20 protein-coding genes and 1 tRNA gene are annotated in these 17,157 nt (G+C 55.3%); 8 read left to right on the plus strand and 13 right to left on the minus strand.

What is annotated here, in order from left to right; translation table 11 throughout:
• Positions 1 to 48 precede the first annotated feature (48 nt).
• Both ACOZ42_RS06160 and ACOZ42_RS06165 read left to right on the plus strand, forming a co-directional pair.
• Entirely contained in the window at positions 49 to 534 is a 486-nt protein-coding gene (locus tag ACOZ42_RS06160; protein ID WP_003801612.1) for an SgcJ/EcaC family oxidoreductase, read from the plus strand.
• A 277-nt stretch (positions 535 to 811) separates the two neighbouring features.
• Positions 812 to 1,042 (plus strand): hypothetical protein, encoded by a 231-nt coding sequence (locus ACOZ42_RS06165; protein ID WP_157784345.1) that lies wholly within the window; start codon positions 812 to 814, stop codon positions 1,040 to 1,042.
• Between the two features lie 208 nt (positions 1,043 to 1,250).
• Here ACOZ42_RS06165 and ACOZ42_RS06170 read toward each other — a convergent pair.
• Positions 1,251 to 1,329, minus strand: a tRNA-Ile gene (locus ACOZ42_RS06170).
• 788 nt (positions 1,330 to 2,117) lie between these two features.
• Here ACOZ42_RS06170 and ACOZ42_RS06175 point away from each other — a divergent pair.
• Positions 2,118 to 2,384 carry a hypothetical protein gene (locus ACOZ42_RS06175; protein WP_100214838.1) on the plus strand — a complete coding sequence of 89 codons (267 nt, stop codon included), beginning with the start codon at positions 2,118 to 2,120 and terminating at the stop codon, positions 2,382 to 2,384.
• Positions 2,385 to 2,527: 143 nt separating this feature from the next.
• Here the strand turns inward: ACOZ42_RS06175 and ACOZ42_RS06180 are convergent, their stop codons facing one another.
• Positions 2,528 to 3,058 (minus strand): AAA family ATPase, encoded by a 531-nt coding sequence (locus tag ACOZ42_RS06180; protein ID WP_426345680.1) that lies wholly within the window; start codon positions 3,056 to 3,058, stop codon positions 2,528 to 2,530.
• Positions 3,059 to 3,196: 138 nt separating this feature from the next.
• Between ACOZ42_RS06180 and ACOZ42_RS06185 the strand changes: the two genes are divergently transcribed.
• Entirely contained in the window at positions 3,197 to 3,544 is a 348-nt protein-coding gene (locus ACOZ42_RS06185) for a DMT family protein (RefSeq protein ID WP_100214837.1), read from the plus strand.
• A 328-nt stretch (positions 3,545 to 3,872) separates the two neighbouring features.
• On the opposite strand, the gene ACOZ42_RS06190 is transcribed toward ACOZ42_RS06185, so the two are convergent.
• Together ACOZ42_RS06190 and ACOZ42_RS06195 are read right to left on the minus strand one after the other, a co-directional pair.
• On the minus strand, positions 3,873 to 4,688 hold the full coding sequence (locus tag ACOZ42_RS06190) for an META and DUF4377 domain-containing protein (RefSeq protein ID WP_059317779.1): 816 nt from the start codon (positions 4,686 to 4,688) through the stop codon (positions 3,873 to 3,875).
• A gap of 106 nt (positions 4,689 to 4,794) precedes the next feature.
• On the minus strand, positions 4,795 to 5,502 hold the full coding sequence (locus tag ACOZ42_RS06195) for a tellurite resistance TerB family protein (RefSeq protein ID WP_426345681.1): 708 nt from the start codon (positions 5,500 to 5,502) through the stop codon (positions 4,795 to 4,797).
• A gap of 210 nt (positions 5,503 to 5,712) precedes the next feature.
• Between ACOZ42_RS06195 and ACOZ42_RS06200 the strand changes: the two genes are divergently transcribed.
• The gene (locus ACOZ42_RS06200) at positions 5,713 to 6,864 is read left to right on the plus strand and encodes an ABC transporter substrate-binding protein (RefSeq protein WP_131071540.1); all 1,152 of its coding nucleotides are present in this window, start codon (positions 5,713 to 5,715) and stop codon (positions 6,862 to 6,864) included.
• Positions 6,865 to 6,942: 78 nt separating this feature from the next.
• Here ACOZ42_RS06200 and ACOZ42_RS06205 read toward each other — a convergent pair whose 3' ends face one another.
• From ACOZ42_RS06205 to ACOZ42_RS06220, 4 genes are all read right to left on the minus strand, one after another.
• Positions 6,943 to 7,209 (minus strand): DUF3892 domain-containing protein, encoded by a 267-nt coding sequence (locus ACOZ42_RS06205; protein WP_221081945.1) that lies wholly within the window; start codon positions 7,207 to 7,209, stop codon positions 6,943 to 6,945.
• A gap of 87 nt (positions 7,210 to 7,296) precedes the next feature.
• Positions 7,297 to 7,953, minus strand: a complete 657-nt coding sequence (locus ACOZ42_RS06210; protein WP_003801567.1) for a 3'-5' exonuclease — start codon at positions 7,951 to 7,953, stop codon at positions 7,297 to 7,299.
• A 342-nt stretch (positions 7,954 to 8,295) separates the two neighbouring features.
• Positions 8,296 to 9,744 (minus strand): diguanylate cyclase, encoded by a 1,449-nt coding sequence (locus ACOZ42_RS06215; protein ID WP_426345682.1) that lies wholly within the window; start codon positions 9,742 to 9,744, stop codon positions 8,296 to 8,298.
• 178 nt (positions 9,745 to 9,922) lie between these two features.
• Positions 9,923 to 10,189: a hypothetical protein gene (locus ACOZ42_RS06220; protein WP_003801561.1), complete on the minus strand. Its 267-nt coding sequence runs from the start codon at positions 10,187 to 10,189 to the stop codon at positions 9,923 to 9,925.
• 552 nt (positions 10,190 to 10,741) lie between these two features.
• Between ACOZ42_RS06220 and ACOZ42_RS06225 the strand changes: the two genes are divergently transcribed.
• Positions 10,742 to 11,611, plus strand: coding sequence for an MOSC domain-containing protein (locus tag ACOZ42_RS06225; protein WP_100214826.1), 870 nt, complete (start codon positions 10,742 to 10,744; stop codon positions 11,609 to 11,611).
• 42 nt (positions 11,612 to 11,653) lie between these two features.
• Here the strand turns inward: ACOZ42_RS06225 and ACOZ42_RS06230 are convergent, their stop codons facing one another.
• Positions 11,654 to 12,112, minus strand: a complete 459-nt coding sequence (locus ACOZ42_RS06230) for an Lrp/AsnC family transcriptional regulator (protein WP_039943352.1) — start codon at positions 12,110 to 12,112, stop codon at positions 11,654 to 11,656.
• A 149-nt stretch (positions 12,113 to 12,261) separates the two neighbouring features.
• Here ACOZ42_RS06230 and metC point away from each other — a divergent pair, with 149 nt between their 5' ends.
• Positions 12,262 to 13,485: a cystathionine beta-lyase gene (gene metC, locus ACOZ42_RS06235; RefSeq protein ID WP_426345683.1), complete on the plus strand. Its 1,224-nt coding sequence runs from the start codon at positions 12,262 to 12,264 to the stop codon at positions 13,483 to 13,485.
• Here metC and ACOZ42_RS06240 read toward each other — a convergent pair.
• The 4 genes from ACOZ42_RS06240 to ACOZ42_RS06255 all read right to left on the minus strand — a co-directional run bounded on the left by ACOZ42_RS06240 (position 13,465) and on the right by ACOZ42_RS06255 (position 15,535).
• The gene (locus ACOZ42_RS06240) at positions 13,465 to 13,938 is read right to left on the minus strand and encodes a hypothetical protein (protein WP_003801553.1); all 474 of its coding nucleotides are present in this window, start codon (positions 13,936 to 13,938) and stop codon (positions 13,465 to 13,467) included. The genes metC and ACOZ42_RS06240 overlap by 21 nt on opposite strands.
• Before the next feature lie 155 nt (positions 13,939 to 14,093).
• On the minus strand, positions 14,094 to 14,507 hold the full coding sequence (locus tag ACOZ42_RS06245) for an NUDIX hydrolase (RefSeq protein WP_003801551.1): 414 nt from the start codon (positions 14,505 to 14,507) through the stop codon (positions 14,094 to 14,096).
• Between the two features lie 44 nt (positions 14,508 to 14,551).
• Positions 14,552 to 14,941: a YbaN family protein gene (locus ACOZ42_RS06250; protein WP_039943286.1), complete on the minus strand. Its 390-nt coding sequence runs from the start codon at positions 14,939 to 14,941 to the stop codon at positions 14,552 to 14,554.
• Between the two features lie 3 nt (positions 14,942 to 14,944).
• Positions 14,945 to 15,535: a peroxidase-related enzyme gene (locus tag ACOZ42_RS06255; protein ID WP_426345684.1), complete on the minus strand. Its 591-nt coding sequence runs from the start codon at positions 15,533 to 15,535 to the stop codon at positions 14,945 to 14,947.
• Between the two features lie 177 nt (positions 15,536 to 15,712).
• On the opposite strand from ACOZ42_RS06255, the gene argG reads away from it, so the two are divergent.
• Complete coding sequence (argG, locus tag ACOZ42_RS06260) at positions 15,713 to 17,047, plus strand: argininosuccinate synthase (protein WP_003801544.1); 1,335 nt, start codon at positions 15,713 to 15,715, stop codon at positions 17,045 to 17,047.
• Positions 17,048 to 17,157: the final 110 nt, after the last annotated feature.

Below are 17,157 nucleotides of genomic sequence, written 5' to 3' on the forward strand. Positions count from 1 at the left end.
GGGCAGTGCTACCATCAAACTCACAAAAACGACAGGGAGGACAAGGAAATGAGTAAAAAAATCATAGTCTTACTAGGGGTTGTGGCACTGACGGCCTGTACGACTCAACCCCGTCAGGAGCGGCATGCGGCTGTCCAGACCAGTGAACGTTGCGCGCCGATTGACGAGGCCAGTGTTGCCGCCTTGTTTGAGCGCTGGAACACGTCGCTGCAAACCGGCCAGCCCGAGGAAGTGCTTGAGAATTACGCAGAGCGTTCGATTTTGCTGCCAACTTTGTCTGGGGTGAACCGTATCAGCCGCGCAGAGAAAGAAGACTATTTTGAGCATTTCTTGGCCGCTCGACCGCAGGGTAAGGTTACCGAAAGGCAAATTACCTTGGGCTGCAACATGGCCGTGGATTCGGGCTCCTATACCTTCCATATGGGAAATAGCGGCGAGGACGTCAAAGCGCGCTACACCTATACCTACCAATGGGATGGCAAGCAGTGGTTAATTGTCAGTCACCATTCCTCGTTGGTGCCAAGGGATAAATAAGGCTTTTATGAGGTTTTCAGTGCCTCCGGCCAGGGCCGGAATGGGCGCTGAACCAGATGGGAGCGGGGTTTGAAGGAGCACTGGGTGCCAAGCCCGGCAGGTAGTGGGGCGAGAATATCGGGGCCTGAGCCTGTGGGGCCTGCATACCGACGACGTTACCCTGTTTTTCATGAACGCAGTCTGAAGGAAAATCTCAGAACAGGTTCAGATAGTGGTGCTCATAATAAGGCCAGGCTTGTATGAACAAGCCTGACTTTCCTACTCAAGGAGCTTTATCATGAAACGCTCGACATTGATTTGTACTGCACTGATAAGCGTGACGGGTGCCTTGGCCGGTACAAGCGCGATGGCCCAAAAGCCAGCGCCCATGCCCCATGCCCCCGCCCATACTGCCACGACGACGGCCCCCAAGGCCAAAGCTCCGGAGGCTCCCAAGGCGACCGCGGCTCGTGCCGCTCATAAACCCACCAGCCACACGCCTGCCAAACACACGAAACCTACTCGATGAGCACGTCATCTGGCGCCGTTCTGACAGAACCCGTGCCGCGTTCACGTTTCCTATGGGTCAGGCCTTGCCTGGCCCCTTTTTTTGTCCAGAGCGAGCGAGTACCAACAAAAAAGCCCGCGCGATGGCGGGCTACCGGCGAGGGCGTAAAATTTTCCCCCACTACTATTTTGCGCGAGATTCCAAATTCTCATGAAACCCGCAAGTTATTTGGTGCCCCCCCCGTGAGTCGAACACGGCACCAACGGATTATGAGTCCGCTGCTCTAACCAAGCATGAGCTAGAGGGGCAACAAGTCCGCAATTATTACATAAAGTCCTTGTTTGTGCCTAGCGTGGCCAGTTGTCGAGCCGGACTTTCAACTGTTTGTAAAATGAACAGTATTTTCTCGCGATTGGTAGCACCTTGTTGTCGATCCTTGTAGCACAATGAGCGCGTCTTTCACCCGGGGAAATAAAATTATGAGAACCCTTCTTGTGGCCGTGACCTTGACGGCTATTTTATCTGCCTGTGCCGTCTATACGCCCAGAGGCTCTGTCATTGTCGATCCCGATGGCTATGGCGGCTATGGACAACGTCACTGCCCGCCTGGCCAAGCGAAAAAAGGCAATTGCTAGTAAACGGTGCCGCGTTTGCTGCGCTATTTGCGCTGATATCGTTTGCTGCCCGTGCTGGTTTCGCAGTAGCGTCCGCCTCGCGGTCCTGTGCAATAAGTCTGGCTGGAGCAGGGGCAACTGCTGGTGGAGCGCAGGGTTTGAGGGGCGGGCCTGGTGTTGCTTGCTGCAGTACCTGTGTACGCTGGGCAAGACCGTTTGCTGGCGCTGGCTGAGCCATCGCGACAAACAAAGACTTCCCCTTCGCAATGAGAAATGCCGCCTTTTTTTCCCGAACAAGGGGTGTTTCTTGCCTGCGTATCAAGAGGGAGTAGGGTCAGGATCAGGCACAAGAATAGCCACTTCATATTTGGCTCTCGCTGGAAGTCCGTTTTTTGCCCTGGCAATGGCGGTTGGCAGGACACGGATACAGTAATGATTGTTATGCTCTGCGATAAAGCAGATTTTTATTCATGGATGAGCTCATGCGAATCTTAATGCTTGTTCCCGCATTTTTGTTGGCCGCTTGCCAAAGTGCCGTACCCACTGAGAAGGTGGGCAGTTACGCCTGGCTGGAAAAGGTGGATCGTCAACTGGCCGTGTCCGATGGCCAGGGACATGGGCCGGATTACGCCTCGCAGGAATGGTGCAATGTGGTCCATTTCCGTTTGTATGGCCAGATAGCTGAAACCCCCGTGCCGTGTGATCAGGCATGGATGGAGCAGGTCGATCAGCAGTTGAAAAAACGCTAGGCCCTTTATGGGCTTACAAGTAGGGTGGCGAAATGCAAACCCATGCTCTGTCTGTGCTTTGTCTGGCCCTCTCTACCTGGCCTTAACCCGACTGCTAGCTTGGGTCGTCCATCGTGTGCTCGAATCGAAGTGATGTCATCCCCTTAACGCTCCAAGCCGTTAGCCTGATAAAACAAGCTCAGTTCGCGCGGGTTGCGCAGCCTGACTTTAGCTAAACTGCTTTTCCCGAAAACAGTCAGGTATTTATGGCGATTGGGCGGGGTGACAATGGCGATGTGTCGGATCATGTTCCATTTCAGACGGTCTTTGCTACCTGGCAGCGCACCCTCTCGTTTACGTTCCAACAGGGTGCGCCGAAAATAGCGCAGCAAACTAGCTGCCGTGGATATTTCCAGCACGATAAAACCGGTGGCCCGTTCCAGACGAGGGGCTAGGTAGCGTGTGTAATTGCCGTCCATCACCCACTGCTCCCGCGCAATTGCGGCAGCATGTAAGGCGGCAAATTCAGCGTCGGGTCGCGGTACCCAGTCCGTGTGCGGCAGGTGGTAGAGCGGATCCAGGTGGATCGCGGGAAGTGCAAGCTTGCGTTCGATGGCTTTAGCCAGGGTGGATTTGCCGCTATTGGAGGGGCCCAATATGCAGATGCGCGGGCCCAGTTGTTCAAGAGAAAGCATGGTGCAAAAAAAGAGTAGGTTGAACAAAAGTCTTTCGGCTTGCGAATAGGGCTGCCTGATTATCCCCATATCCGCTGTCTGAATGTGACGCTACACTGCTGGGGTCGCGGCACCGGCCGTTTTTACTGTTTTGTGTCCATCATGGCTAAGATCCTTCCTATCTTGATGTTGGTCGTCTCCAATGTGTTCATGACGATTGCCTGGTATGGGCATTTGAAGTATCCCAACAGCCCCCTGCTTAAAGTGGTGCTAATCAGTTGGGGCATTGCCCTGGTGGAGTACTGCCTGGCAGTACCGGCTAATCGTTTAGGACACACCGTCTATAGCGCGGCCCAGTTAAAGACCATGCAGGAGGTGATTACCTTGCTGGTCTTTGTCGTGTTTTCGGTGCTGTATCTCAAAGAGAGCTTCACACTCAACCACCTGCTGGGCTTTACGTTGATTGGTGCGGGGGCATTTTTTATTTTTTACGGACCCTTGAAGTAGCCCGTAGGGGGCGTGTCTGGGACATAAAAAAAAGCCTCGCATGATGCAAGGCCCCAAACCGGATAAATAGGGAGGTGAAAAATGTTATCCGGTCATTCCATACTACGGACGGGCGGGGGCGCTGACTAGGCTCAAAGCATAGCAGTGAGTAACTATTTGTGGCTCATGCGCATAACGTTGTCAGACCCAGGGGAATGGGTCCGGGTCTAAGCACGCCGCTCCATCACAAGTTTCGAAGCTGCCTCAACAATAAACCCCAAGGCCGAAGCAAACTCCAGCCTTGGGGCAGGTGAACCGATTTCTGGCTCGTTCAGTCGGGGCGAGCCCCTTACTGGCTGACTTGCTCAGACTCCACGACCATGTCCAGCACGTCGGCCTTGGATGAGGCGTCGGCGGGCACATTCTTTAGTTCATAACGATTGATGCGCAGTACGTTACGCACGCCAGGGGTATGGGTGTAGCCTTCGATATCACCGTAGTAATACATCCATTCACCGGTCTGGGTTTTGACGCCTGCATCGTTATATTGAATTTCTCGTACTTTCAGGCACTGATAGTTTGGCATCATGGGGTGTGAACATGCCTCGCGCTGAGCCGCCACTTCCAGAAACACGCGGGTGGGTTCGCTGCCGTAACGGGTGGAAGCTGTCGGTTCACCCTTCAGGCGCCATTTGGTACCGTCCTTGAAGTTCAGGGTCAGAACGGGGGCGGGGTTGTCCGGGGCGGAATCCGCCTTGGCCATGCTCCAATCTGTTGCCGTCGGAAGCAGTTTGCCCACGGCCTGCTCATTGCGCATCAGCTCGGGGTCTGAACACATTTTCATCGTGCTCACGGGCGAGGTAAACGTGATCTTGGAGCCCTTGATGGTGTAGCCGCTACCCAGAACATTGCACAGATTGTCTACTGACATCATGTTGTCGGTGAAATTCAGGGTAACTGGCTCTCCGTTGGCACCCGTTATGCCAGGGGCTTGCTGGCCACTTTTGTCGGCGGTCGCAAACAGGCGCCAGTGGTAAGCCTGTAAAGAGTTTTCTTTGTCCATCTGGCGCTCGGAAGGGGCGGTATTGCTGCTGTTTGGAGCCGCACAGGCGGCCAGACCCATTAAGGCCAGTGAACCAATCGTCAACTTGAGGGTTTTTGTCATGGGTGGTTTCCTTGATGAGTCATCGGGCTACCGGATGGGGTAGCCCTGGGTTGAAAATAGGCAGTCAGGGTGGGAGTGGCCGGATCGGTCAGTCCCCGCTGCTGGTTCAAGATTGAGGCAAAGCCTGTACCTGATTATCCAGACTTTCGCGCAAGGAATCTGGCAAGGATAGTAAACGTGCCAGCTCGTCCAGATAGGCGCGTTCCATATAGCTTTGTTCGTCAATCACCAGAGCGCTGGTCAGATAAATTTCGGCCGACATCTCGGGGGTCTGAGCCAATTGGGCAATGGCCTGAGGATCGACAGGTTTGTGCAGTTCTTGCGAGAACCAGTGACGGGCCTGCTCGGGGGCGGGCATCTTGTTGATCTCTGCATCGATCAGTTCACGCTCGGCATCACCAATATGACCATCTGCCTTGGCGGCGGACACCAGGGCGGCCAGGATGACCATGGCGTGCGTGTCGGCTTGCCCAGTGGCTGCCACTGGTAGCGGCGCGGCCGGAACAGCTTGCACTGGCGCGGGTATCGCTTGCTTACCCGCATTCTGTTCCTGCCAGTTTTGATAGACTTTGACGGCCAGCGCGCCCAGCGCGGCTGCTCCTCCATAGGCAGCCATGGAGCCGCCCATTTTGCGAAATTTTTTGTTGCCCAGCAGTACGCCCAGAACGCCGCCAACTACGGCGCCGCCGCCAAAACCGCTGGCCTGCTCACTCAGTTTTTTCCCCAGTCCGGAAGAGTTCAACTGACCTTGACCCTGTTTCAGCGCGCCTTGGCCGCTTTGCAGAATTTGTTGCAACATTTGCTGTAGTGACATGGATTCGCTCTATCAGAGGTAAACAGTAGCTTCGTTATAAACTACTTTATTAGGTAAGCCCGCGTACAATTGTAAGCAGACCTGCCGAAGAAGATGCCCTAAGAGGACATGTGCGGCACGGAGAATTTGCTATCGTATGTCCAGATCAATCCATATAGGCGCGGGCGCGCCGATATCAAGGGGGGAAGGGCTTAACTGGCTCTGCATATTATGAAACTGACACGAACTGTCTTTGCTTTATCCGTTGCGCTGGCTGCCCTGGCCGCTCCGGCCCATTCCCAAGTCAAAATCGGCGTTATCGCTTCGGCGACCGGGCCGACGGCGGTCGTCGGTTTGCCACAGCGCAATACGGTTCCTTTGCTGCCGACCAAGATGGGGGATCTGACGGTGGAGTACATCTCCATGGATGATGCCAGTGATCCGAATCAAACGGTGACCTTGTTCAAGAAAATGATCTCCGAGGACAAGATCGATGCCTTGATCGGGCCGACAGGCTCGCCCAATGCCATGGGGCTGATTCAGTTTGCGGCCGATTCGGGCACGCCGGTATTGGCCCCGGTGGGTGCGGCCTCGGTGGTGCTGCCCATGACCGAGCAGAAAAAGTGGATTTTCAAGACCACGCAAAATGATGACATCATTGCGCAGGCCCTGGTCAAGCATATGGTCGACAATGGTGTGAAGACCGCAGGTTTTCTGGGTTTCAACGATGCGTATGGCGAGAGCTGGCTGACGGTGTTCAAAGAGCTGGCCGAGGCGAACAATATCGACATTGTGGCGACCGAACGTTATGTGCGCTCGGACACGTCGGTCACCGGCCAGGCCTTGAAGATTTATGCGGCCAAACCGGATGCGGTGCTGGTTGCAGGTACGGGTGCTGCGGCGGTGTTGCCCCAGGTGACCCTGGTCAAACAGGGTTACAAAGGGCAGATTTATCAAACGCACGGGGCTGCTTTACCGGCTTTTCTGAGTCTGGGCGGCGAACAGGTGGAGGGGACGATTCTGGCAGCCAGCCTGATGCTGGTCTTGCCAGAGATTGCGGACAGCAATCCAGCCAAACCCATTGCGCAGGACTATATCCAGCGTTATACCGAACGCTACGGTCAGGCTCCCGCTACCTTTGGCGCCAATGTGTATGACGCGGGTCTGTTGCTGGAGAAGGCGGTTCCGGTTGCTGCTGCCAAGGCCAAGCCCGGCACCCCCGAGTTTCGTTCCGCTTTGCGTGATGCTCTGGAGCAAACGCGTGATCTGATCGCTACGCAAGGTGTCTATACGATGACGCCTGAAGATCACAGTGGCTTTGACGAGCGTGGGCGTGAGCTGATTACGGTGCGTGAGGGCCAGTGGCGTTTGCTCAAGCCCTAAGAAACAAGCCTTACGATGAAAAAACGCGGCTCGGGCCGCGTTTTTTCTGGTTAAAGACTGCAGAACAAGCCAGCCTGTTCAAGTCGCTTGGTTGGGCAGGCTGAGCAAAATGTGAGGCTCTTCAACTTCCAGCTCTGTTTTCAGGTACTTGGAACCAAAACGGCTAAGCGCCACGATCAGTTTGGCGGGAATGCCATCCAGCAAAATGTAGTAGTCCTGCTGGCCTTGCTCGATATGTCGGACAACCTCGGGTTGTGAGTGTTGCCAGCCTGCGCCTCCAAGATGGGTAATTCGTTCGTAAGGGTCCCGACGCATATCTTTCGTGACGTATGCAACCTCGATCATTTGCCACCTCATGAAGTTCTTGTTGGGACCTTCATCATTGGGCATATGCCGGTTGGCAGCCATTAGGGATTTTACGAAGCTTAAGACTTAGACTTTCAAGGCCTTGATTAAATAGGGGTCCAGATCCGGCTGGCGCAGCAGCCAGTTTTTATAGTCTTGTGGCACATCGGCAATGGCCATGCCCTTGTGCTTGCCAAAGTGCAAGGTGGTCGGGATACGAGCGTGTTCAGAGAGCTGCCATAACTGCTCCCAAGTATGAATATTCTGGGTCAGGCCCAACAGATGCTGCAGAAGCGACAGACAATTGCGCACATCTGCCAATGCACTGTGCGCATGACGCAGACGCTCACGCGCGTTGGCGCGGTCAATATGATAGATCAGGGCAGATTGGCTGTAGCTGTCCAGTCCTGGTATCAAGTGACGGGCCAGGGCCAGCGTGCAAATGCGCTTGACCGCCGGGTAAGCGGCCACACCCCAATCATAATCGACGTTATGACCAATAATGTATTGGGTGTCGGCAGGCAGCTTGAACTCGGTATGAGAAGGGCAGTCTTGTAGCTCTTCGTCGTAAATGTGGTGCGTGGCCAGAGCGCCCAGAGTATTGGGCTCATCGGGTCGGTAGCGTTGTTCGAACTCTTCGTTGACCAGCAAGAAGACAGGGTCGCTCAAACGCAGCCAGGCCGCCTCAATGACTTGAGGTTTGGCGGAGCCGGTGGTTTCAGTATCAAACAGCAGGGCAGACATACGCAATCGCTAACAGACAAAGCTGTCATGGTAGTGCATGTGTTCTGCTTTGCCTATACAGGTTTGAGCCGGAAGCCTTCGGGAATGCCCCAGCGGTTGGTGCGCAACAGCCAGTGAGTCTGACAGCTCATGCAACGGTACTGAGTTTCGTGCGCCCCGTCGGCAGAAGGGGGGTGCTGACCGAGTAAGCGCAAATCAGCGTGCGCTTGGCTGGTGCTTACTCCGTGCGGCAAGGTCAAACACGCCTGGCACAAAGGTGAGGCATAAACTGACGCCATATTACCGCTCCCTGATGGTTTGTTTCGTTTTGACACATCAGTATCGGTTTGCTTACGGGTAACGTCAAGTCCCTGTTTGGGGTTCGGGGAACGGGTAGGAAAAACTCTGGTCCCGGCCCGCCCGTTTAGCCTCATACAGGGCTTTGTCGGCTTGGCGAAGCAGGGCATGCAAATCCAGGGTGGAAGACTCCAGAGTGGCAACCCCCAGGCTGGCGGTCATGGTCAGTTGCTGCTGATTGTCCAGAGAAAATGGCAGCAAGGCGATGCTTTTGCGGACTCGCTCGGCCACGGCATGCGCTTGAGCGGCCCCGCAGTCTGGCAGCAAAATGCCGAACTCCTCACCTCCCAGCCGCCCGCATAAGTCGGTATCGCGCAACGCCAAGGAAATGCGTTGCGTAATGGCGCTCAGGGCCAGATCGCCGACATGATGGCCATGCGTGTCGTTAATGGGCTTGAAGTGGTCGATATCCAGAACAATGACGCTGACGGGGATATGTTTCAGGCGGCATTGGGTCAATGCATCCTGGCTTTGCTGGTAAAAAGCCTGTTTGTTGAGCAGACCTGTCAGGGCATCGCGGTGCGCCAGTCGCTGGAGTTTCTCCACCGCCAGATTGCGTGCCGACATCAGGCTGGCGCAGGTAATGCAGGCCAGGGCAATAGAAGCGATTCCAATCCGCAAGGACAACAAATCCAGCGATGTGTGTAACTGGCTGGGCAGAAAGTACACCGGCGGGTTCAGGGCGAAAAGGGTCCAGAGTACGTAAAACAAGGTCAGTAGCGTGGTGGAAAAGAGCGAATAGCTCAACGCGCACCACAATAAAGGCAGAACGGGAAAGGCCATTGAGCCTGGGCCGTCAATCAGCAGGCTCAATAAGCTGGTCAGCAGTAACGACAAAGCGGGTGCCAACTGAGCCAGGCTTGTCAGGTGAGGTTCATTCCAATATTCCAGAAAACGGCGTAGGGGACGGGAAGGGGCCGTTAGAATGACCGGAAGGATCGCCGCGTAGGAAATCATGCCCGTCAGCATCCAGGACAAAATGGCCAGTGACAAAGGCTGGGGAGTATGCAGATACAAGGCAAGGCCGCCTAGCAAGGCTGACACCACGCAAGCCAGACTGCAGTAGGCAGCCAGGGTCAACATGGCCTTTGGGCGACGCAAAGATAGATCCAGCAAAGGGTTGTGCGTGATGAGCCAATAAGCCAGGCCCAAGCCGCTGGCGTCGGCCACGGTCAGTAATAGGGCAATAGGCAAGGGGTTGCCGGCAATCAGTTCGGCACACAGGTACGCCACTACCACAATGGTCCAGTTAAGAACCTGCCGCCCCCAATCCGGGCGTCGAAGAAACAGCCCCAGAAGCACCGCTTCGGCTGGCCAGAAAATGGTCAGAGCGTCGTAATGGCGCAAGCGGGTACCCAGCAGGGTCAAGACCAAGACCAGGCTGAATAGAAAAAAACGAGAGAGAAAGGAGTGGCGCCGGGATGGGCGCAAGCAGAACGCCTGCTTTGGGTTCATATCCGTTGCCATAGGAGCGCCTGCTCGTCGTGGACGCTTTACAGCGTCGGATAAGTTTCAAGCCGCTACTATTTTAGGATGAAAGCGGAAATGTTTATTTCAAATTGTAATTATATGTTCTTAAATGAAATTAATGCGGGGTATTCCGCTTACCCCGCATTATCTGGCACACATCGCTTTAGTTCAAGGCGGGCATAGGATGACGAGGCGCCACGTGATGCACGTCCTGCAAACGGAAGCGGAACCGCACATTCGCATCCTGACTGTGAGCATCGGCCGTGTAGGTCGTGCAGCCATGTACGGGTGAACTGAAGATCACCGTGCCGGCCATGCGCGGGCCGTTCTTGGGTTGTAGATAAACCGTATCGCCAATGCGAATATCGGTTTTGTTCAGGGCAATATGCTCAGGACGCGAGATCAAGCCAGTTGGATAGATATTTTTCATGTTTTTTTCCTTATCGTGTGGCGTCATTACATCGTTTTTTTATTGAGATTTGATGACACCATGATGGACCGGACTCCACACGGAGACCAAGCCATTACTATTTCAATGTAGATCTTTGCTGACTGGACGACAAATGCACCAGACAAACAAGCTCTGTTGTGGCATGGACAGCGCCTTATTCGTTTGCCAAGCAAATGGACGCAGCGAGACCGCTACGATGCAAAAAATAAGTCTGGATGTGGCTGTCGTCGCCGTAGTGAATGAATACCCGCATGTTTGGGGGACATGCCAAAAGGTCAGCAGGACCTAAGTAGATGGGTACATTCCAAAAAATTTGACCGCAAATTTTTAATCTAATGGATGTGTTGCTGCGATCAGTCATTCATTAAGACATGGTTCGATGGTTTTGTCAAGATATAAAGCGGCAAAGGTATCGGAGGGCGATGTTTCTGACCCACGTCGTGGGGAGTGCTTGTCTTGGTATTTGGGGCTGCCTGTTCTGGCTGATCTAGAATGGATTCCTTGTCTTTTTGCCTTTTGTTGTCGCGACTCATGATTACCATTACCGGTTTGTTTACTCATCCCATCAAGTCCTGCGCAGCCCAGGCGCACCCGCAGGGGGTGCTGGCGAGTGTGGCAGGCCTGGCTTACGACCGAGAGTGGGTGGTGGTCGATCAGCAAGGCGTATTCATGACCCAGCGCCGCTGGCCCCGAATGGCTTTGATTCGCCCTGTTGTGCAGGATGGGCGAATCACCGTCCAGGCGCCCGGTATGGAAACCTTGTCCTGGTCTCTGGACGCGCCGGTCGGCGAGAACGTCGCCGTGTCGGTGCGCATCTGGAGCTCGGACACCTTGGGCCGGGATGAGGGCGACTTGGTCGCACACTGGTTCAGTGATTTTTTGCAAACCCCATGTCGGGTGCTGCGCAGGCATAGCCGGGCCCGTCGTCATGTCTTGACCGAACGTGTGCGTCCCTGGGAAGAAAAGTCACAGGGCTGGCGTTCAATCGGCGATCAGCAACAGGGTTTTGGCTTTGCGGATGCACTGCCTTTCTTGTTTATCAATGAAGCGTCCGTGGAAGAATTGAATCGTCTGGTGCAGCAGTCCGGTGAGCAGGCCGTGCCCGTCGATCGTTTCCGTGCCAATGTGGTTTTCAAGGGTCTGCCTGCCTACGAGGAAGATTATGTCCTTGGCCTGAGCAGCGAAGGATTAAGTTTTGCCTTCGTTCGCCAATGTACTCGTTGCCCTATGCCTAACGTGAATCAGCTCACCGCCGAGATCGGCACGCAGCCAGGCCTGGCCTTGGCGCAAAGTCGCCAGTTTGCGCAAGGTACCTTGTTCGGCATGCAGGCCATGCTGGTCGAGTCACCCGCTCAGAGGCTAACGATTGGTCAGACCCTGGATGTGGAATACAGTTTTTAGAGCGCTGGCGGGCTTGAGTGCCTGAGGGGCGGGCAAGAGGCTTCAGGCATAGTCCAGGGGCAAGCGTGTCGTGAACTTGATTTGCTCCATGGCAAAGCTGGAGCTGACATCGGTCAGCTCAATTTCCGAGATCAGGCGCTGGTAAACACGATCAAAACTCTTGATGTCCGGTACCACGACGCGTAGTAAATAGTCGGTATCGCCGCTCATGCGATAGAACTCCACGATCTGAGGAATGGCCTCGACCACGGCGGAAAACTGGCTGTACCACTGCTTGTTGTGCTGATTCGTTTTGATGGCCACAAATACCGTGACACCCACATTCAGCTTTTCCGGGCTGAGCAGCGCCACTCGCTTTTCGATATAGCCATCTTGCTCCAACCGTTGTATGCGACGCCAGCATGGGGTGCTGGACAAACCGACACGATCGGCAATGTCCTGGATGGGCGAAGTGGCGTCGTTTTGCAGTATTTCCAGGATGTGCTTGTCGAACTTATCCAGCATAAGAAAAAATTCCCAATAAAAAGGATGGATGAGGATTTTTATTCTATTTATTCTCCCTATCCTAGGGTGAAAAGGCAATAATTGCCTGCCTGCTCTTGCGTAGACTGTTTCCATTCATCTCTTGTGAACAGGATCAGGAAAACAGCATGCAGGATTGCGATTATCAAAATACCCGTTTGACGCATATGGGTCGGGACAGCCGTGTGTCAGGCGGCTTTGTTAATGTACCCATTTGCCGGGGGTCGACCATTTTGGCCGACAATCTGGAGCAATGGACACAGCGCAAAGAGCCTGATAACCCGTACGCCTCTTATGGTCGTTTCACCAACCCCACCTTGCAGACCCTGACACAGGCCGTGGCCGAGCTGGAAGGGGGATTTCAGGCCAGCGTGTTTCCTTCCGGTCTGGCTGCTTGTACCCACACCTTGCTGGGCATGCTGGAAGTGGGTGACCATTTGCTCTTGCCTGATTCGATTTATGGTCCGATGCGCACGTTTGCGCAGCAGGTGCTGGCTGGCCGGATGCGTATTCAGGTTCAGTTTTACGAGCCCTGCATCGGAGAGGGGATCGCCAGTCTGATTCGTCCCAACACCAAGGTCGTGTATGTGGAGTCCCCGGGTTCTGCCACTTTTGAAATCCAGGATATCCCCGCTATCGCGCGTTGCGCGCATGCAGCCGGGGCCTATGTATTGCTGGACAACACGTGGGCCACACCTTTGTTTTTCCAAGCTTTTGAGCACGGTGTGGATGTGTCCATACAGGCCGCCACCAAGTATTTGACCGGGCATTCGGATGCCTTGCTGGGGGTTGCGACTGCCAATGAGCGGGCTTGGCCTTTGCTGCGCCGTGCGGCACATGATTTTGGCCAGACAGCGGGGCCAGATGATGCCTTTTTGGCGTTGCGAGGCTTGCGCACCTTAGGCGTGCGCCTGCGTCAGCATCAGGCCAGCGCCTTGCAGATTGCGCGTTTTCTTGAACATCATCCGCAGGTGCGTCAGGTATTGCATCCTGCACTGGAATCGCACCCCGGGCATGCTATCTGGAAGCGGGACTTCACCGGCGCAACTGGCCTGTTCGGCGTGGTGCTCGAGCCCTTGAGCCACGAGCAGCTCTCACGCTTTTTTAAAGCCTTGCAGCTGTTCGGTATTGGCCTGTCCTGGGGCGGCTTTGAAAGTCTGGCTTTGCCCATCGATATGCCCAAACGCAACGGGCGTGCCTTGTTTGGCGAAGGACAACTGCTGCGTTTGCATGTCGGGCTGGAGGAGCCCGGGCACTTACAGCAGGATCTGGCGCAGGCTCTGGACGCGGCCTATGCGGTGGAAACGTCCGAAAACTCCGTAGGCTTGCGCTCAGTTGCCCAGCAGGCTTAATTGCTGGTTTTCTTGCCGGGCGATCAGGCGGCGTGTCTGCTCCTCGCTGATATCCAGGCTGGGGTCATCCAAGGATGGCTGCGCCGGGCTGGAGATGCGTTCTGCAATCCGGTTCCAGCGCAAACCCAGTTTGCTGGGCTTGGCAGGACGGCGACGACTGCGAGGAGCGGTTTCGTGTTGGTCCGGTGAGTATTGGGTGAGATCAAACTGGCCGGTCACAATCCCCACTTGCTTGAGCAAGACCATGGCTTGCAGGGGGCTTTTGAAGCTGCGTGGATCTTTACTGCGGGCGGTGACCAGCACCGCCTGTCCGGCACGCGTGGCTACCTGTACAAAAAAATGATTGCCTTGTCCTTTGATGGACACACCCAAAATTCCCCCTGCCTGCGTGGCGGCACGCAGTTGCTGAAGGGTAAAGGTGACGATTGCGCCTTGACAGGGCAAAGAGGACATAAATTAGCGCTCAATAAAAAAAGCCCGCCGTGGCGGGCTGGCCGGGCAAATAGCTGCGTCCCCCAAGAGGAGACTCAAGGGCGACATTATGCCAAAAAATAGTCGGCTCGTGGTTTGTGCCGCGCAAGAGAGCTCGCCTCAGACCCAGCCACCTCTCAGGCGCTTGCCGGAGCGCACAGGCGCGGCAAAATGTGATTGGCCAGCAAGGGGGCGAGGGTCAGAGAACGGATTTCTTGAGGGCTGACCCAGCGGGCTTCCTCCAGTTCGGCTGCCGCCTGGATGTCGCGCTCTACTGATAGAGTAAACACATGGGCATGAACCATATGGCCGGGCTCGTTGGCGGCGGGGCTTTCAAAGTACGCCTCATAGCGGGCCTGCGCAGTTTCCTGTGCTGTCAGCCCAAGCTCTTCCTCCAGTTCACGCTGCAAGGCTTGTAAAGGTGTCTCACCAGCCTCCAGCTTGCCACCCGCCTGCATGTAATAGGCGCTGCCACGTTTGCGGACCAGCAGGATTTGTCCGGCAGGATTGGTGATATAGGCCGCGGCCAGCAAGATGACAGGAGGAGACATGGAATCTTCAAGCAAAAAAGGAAGCCAGGATCGGTTCAAGCAGGCTATTTTTGCACAGGGCCTGAAGACGTGTCATCCAGGGTTTTGCTGCGGAGCAGATAACGGGTGGCAAAAATGCCGGGAATCAGCAAACCCAGACGGTACCAGCCCAAGTGGCTGGTCAACCACGCGGACACTGCCAGCGACAGCCACAAGATGATCAATGCTCGACGCTTGGCCTGGCGTGTCAGCCCCTGGCCGTTCTCCCAGTTGCGCAGGTAAGGGCCAAGATGGCGCTGATTCAGCAGCCATTGGTGAAAACGTGGGGAGCTACGCGAAAAGCACCAGGCGGCCAGCAGGACAAATGGCGTGGTGGGCAGCAAAGGCAAAATAGCGCCGGCAATGGCCAGCGCCACACAAATCCACCCGGCGCACAACAGGGCGTAGCGCATCATTGTTTAGCGTGGGACACGGCCCAGCATATAAAACTCGTCATTGCAGCGCATGGACATGAAATTGGCCATGCGATTGCTCAAACCGAAAAAAGCACTGATGCCGGCAATGTCCCAGGCGTCTTCGTCGCTAAACCCGTGCTCGTGCAGCGCCTGGAAGTCGGCCTCGTCAATATCCTGGGCGTTTTGCGAGACTTTCAGAGCGAAAGCCAGCATTGCTTTTTGGCGAGCGCTAATGTCGGCCTTGCGCCAGTTGACGGCAACCTGGTCTGCCACCAGCGGGTTTTTGGCGCGGATACGTAAAATCGCGCCGTGGGCGATCACACAGTAATGGCATTGATTGGCCGCCGAGGTGGCCACCACAATCATTTCCCGATCAGCCTGGCTCAGGCCGCTGGGTTTGTCCATCAAGGCGTCATGATAGGCAAAAAAGGCACGGAACTCGTCAGGCCGATGAGCCAGGGCCAGAAACACATTGGGTATGAAGCCGGATTTTTCCTGCACTGCTTCAATACGGCTGCGAATATCGTCGGGCATTTCGGCCAGGGCAGGGACGGGGTAGCGGCTGATGGCAGCGTGAGCGGGTGTCTCGGGCATGGCAGGTCTCCAGGTAAAAAAGCGTGTTCTAGTTCATCGGGTAATTAAATCCAGCTACGCAAAGGTGTCCAGGGTCGGTCAAGGCGATATAATGACATATTGATCCGGCCGCGGGCAGGGCTCTTGTCGAGAGCCTGACAGGCGGAACTGTACTTGCACACCACTACTGACGCGATAATGACAACCATCCTTGAATCTCTTCCAGTCGGCCAGAAGGTCGGCATTGCCTTTTCCGGTGGCCTGGACACCAGCGCTGCCCTTTTGTGGATGCGCAATAAGGGCGCCATCCCTTACGCCTACACCGCCAATCTGGGTCAGCCCGACGAGCCCGATTACGATGCCATCCCTCGCAAGGCCAAGGAATACGGCGCCACCTTGGCTCGCTTGGTGGATTGCCGTCAGCAACTGGTGGCCGAAGGGATTGCCGCTTTGCAGTGCAACGCTTTTCATATCACCACGGGCGGTGTCACCTACTTCAACACCACGCCTATTGGCCGCGCTGTAACCGGTACCATGCTGGTGGCCGCCATGAAAGAGGACGATGTTCATATCTGGGGCGATGGCAGCACCTACAAGGGCAACGACATTGAGCGTTTCTACCGCTACGGTTTGTTGACCAACCCCGAACTGAAGATTTATAAGCCTTGGCTGGACCAGACCTTTATTGATGAGCTGGGTGGCCGTGCCGAGATGTCCGAGTACATGCAGGAAAACGGTTTCGACTACAAGATGTCGGCCGAGAAAGCCTACTCCACCGATTCCAACATGCTGGGTGCCACGCACGAGGCCAAGGATCTGGAGTACCTGAATGCCGGCATCAATATCGTCAAACCCATTATGGGTGTCGCGTTCTGGCGTGACGATGTGGCCGTGCCTGCTGAACAAGTGCGTGTGCGCTTTGAGGAAGGTCAGCCTGTTGCTCTGAACGGTGTGGAATTCTCCGACCCTGTGGAACTGATGCTGGAAGCGAACCGCATCGGCGGCCGTCATGGTCTGGGCATGAGCGACCAGATCGAAAACCGCATCATCGAAGCCAAGAGCCGTGGCATTTACGAAGCCCCCGGCATGGCTTTGCTGCACATTGCTTACGAGCGTCTGGTAACGGGTATTCACAACGAAGACACCATTGAACAGTACCGCATCAACGGTCTGCGTTTGGGTCGTCTGCTGTACCAAGGCCGTTGGTTCGACCCACAAGCCATCATGCTGCGTGAAACCGCTCAGCGCTGGGTGGCTCGTGCGGTGACGGGCGAAGTGACGCTGGAACTGCGCCGCGGTAATGACTACTCCATCTTGGATACCGTCTCGCCTAACCTGACCTACAAGGCCGAGCGTCTGAGCATGGAAAAAGTGGATAGCATGTTCTCGCCACGCGACCGTATCGGTCAGTTGACCATGCGCAATCTGGATATCGTGGACACACGCGACAAGCTGTTCACCTACACACAAGCTGGCCTGTTGGCTCCTGCGGCCGGTTCGGCTGTGCCTCAGCTGAAAGACAGCAAGAAGTAAGACTTGCCTTGCAGATCGGGGTGTCTCTGAACGGAGCGCCCTGGTTTGAGGCAGCGCCAACAAAATACCCCAATCCCTGTTGGATCAGGCATTGGGGTATTTTTGTGCAT

Origin of the sequence: Alcaligenes sp. HNGD-HTN06 (genome assembly GCF_049932565.1) — a bacterium.
GTDB classification, from domain to species: domain Bacteria; phylum Pseudomonadota; class Gammaproteobacteria; order Burkholderiales; family Burkholderiaceae_B; genus Alcaligenes; species Alcaligenes ammonioxydans.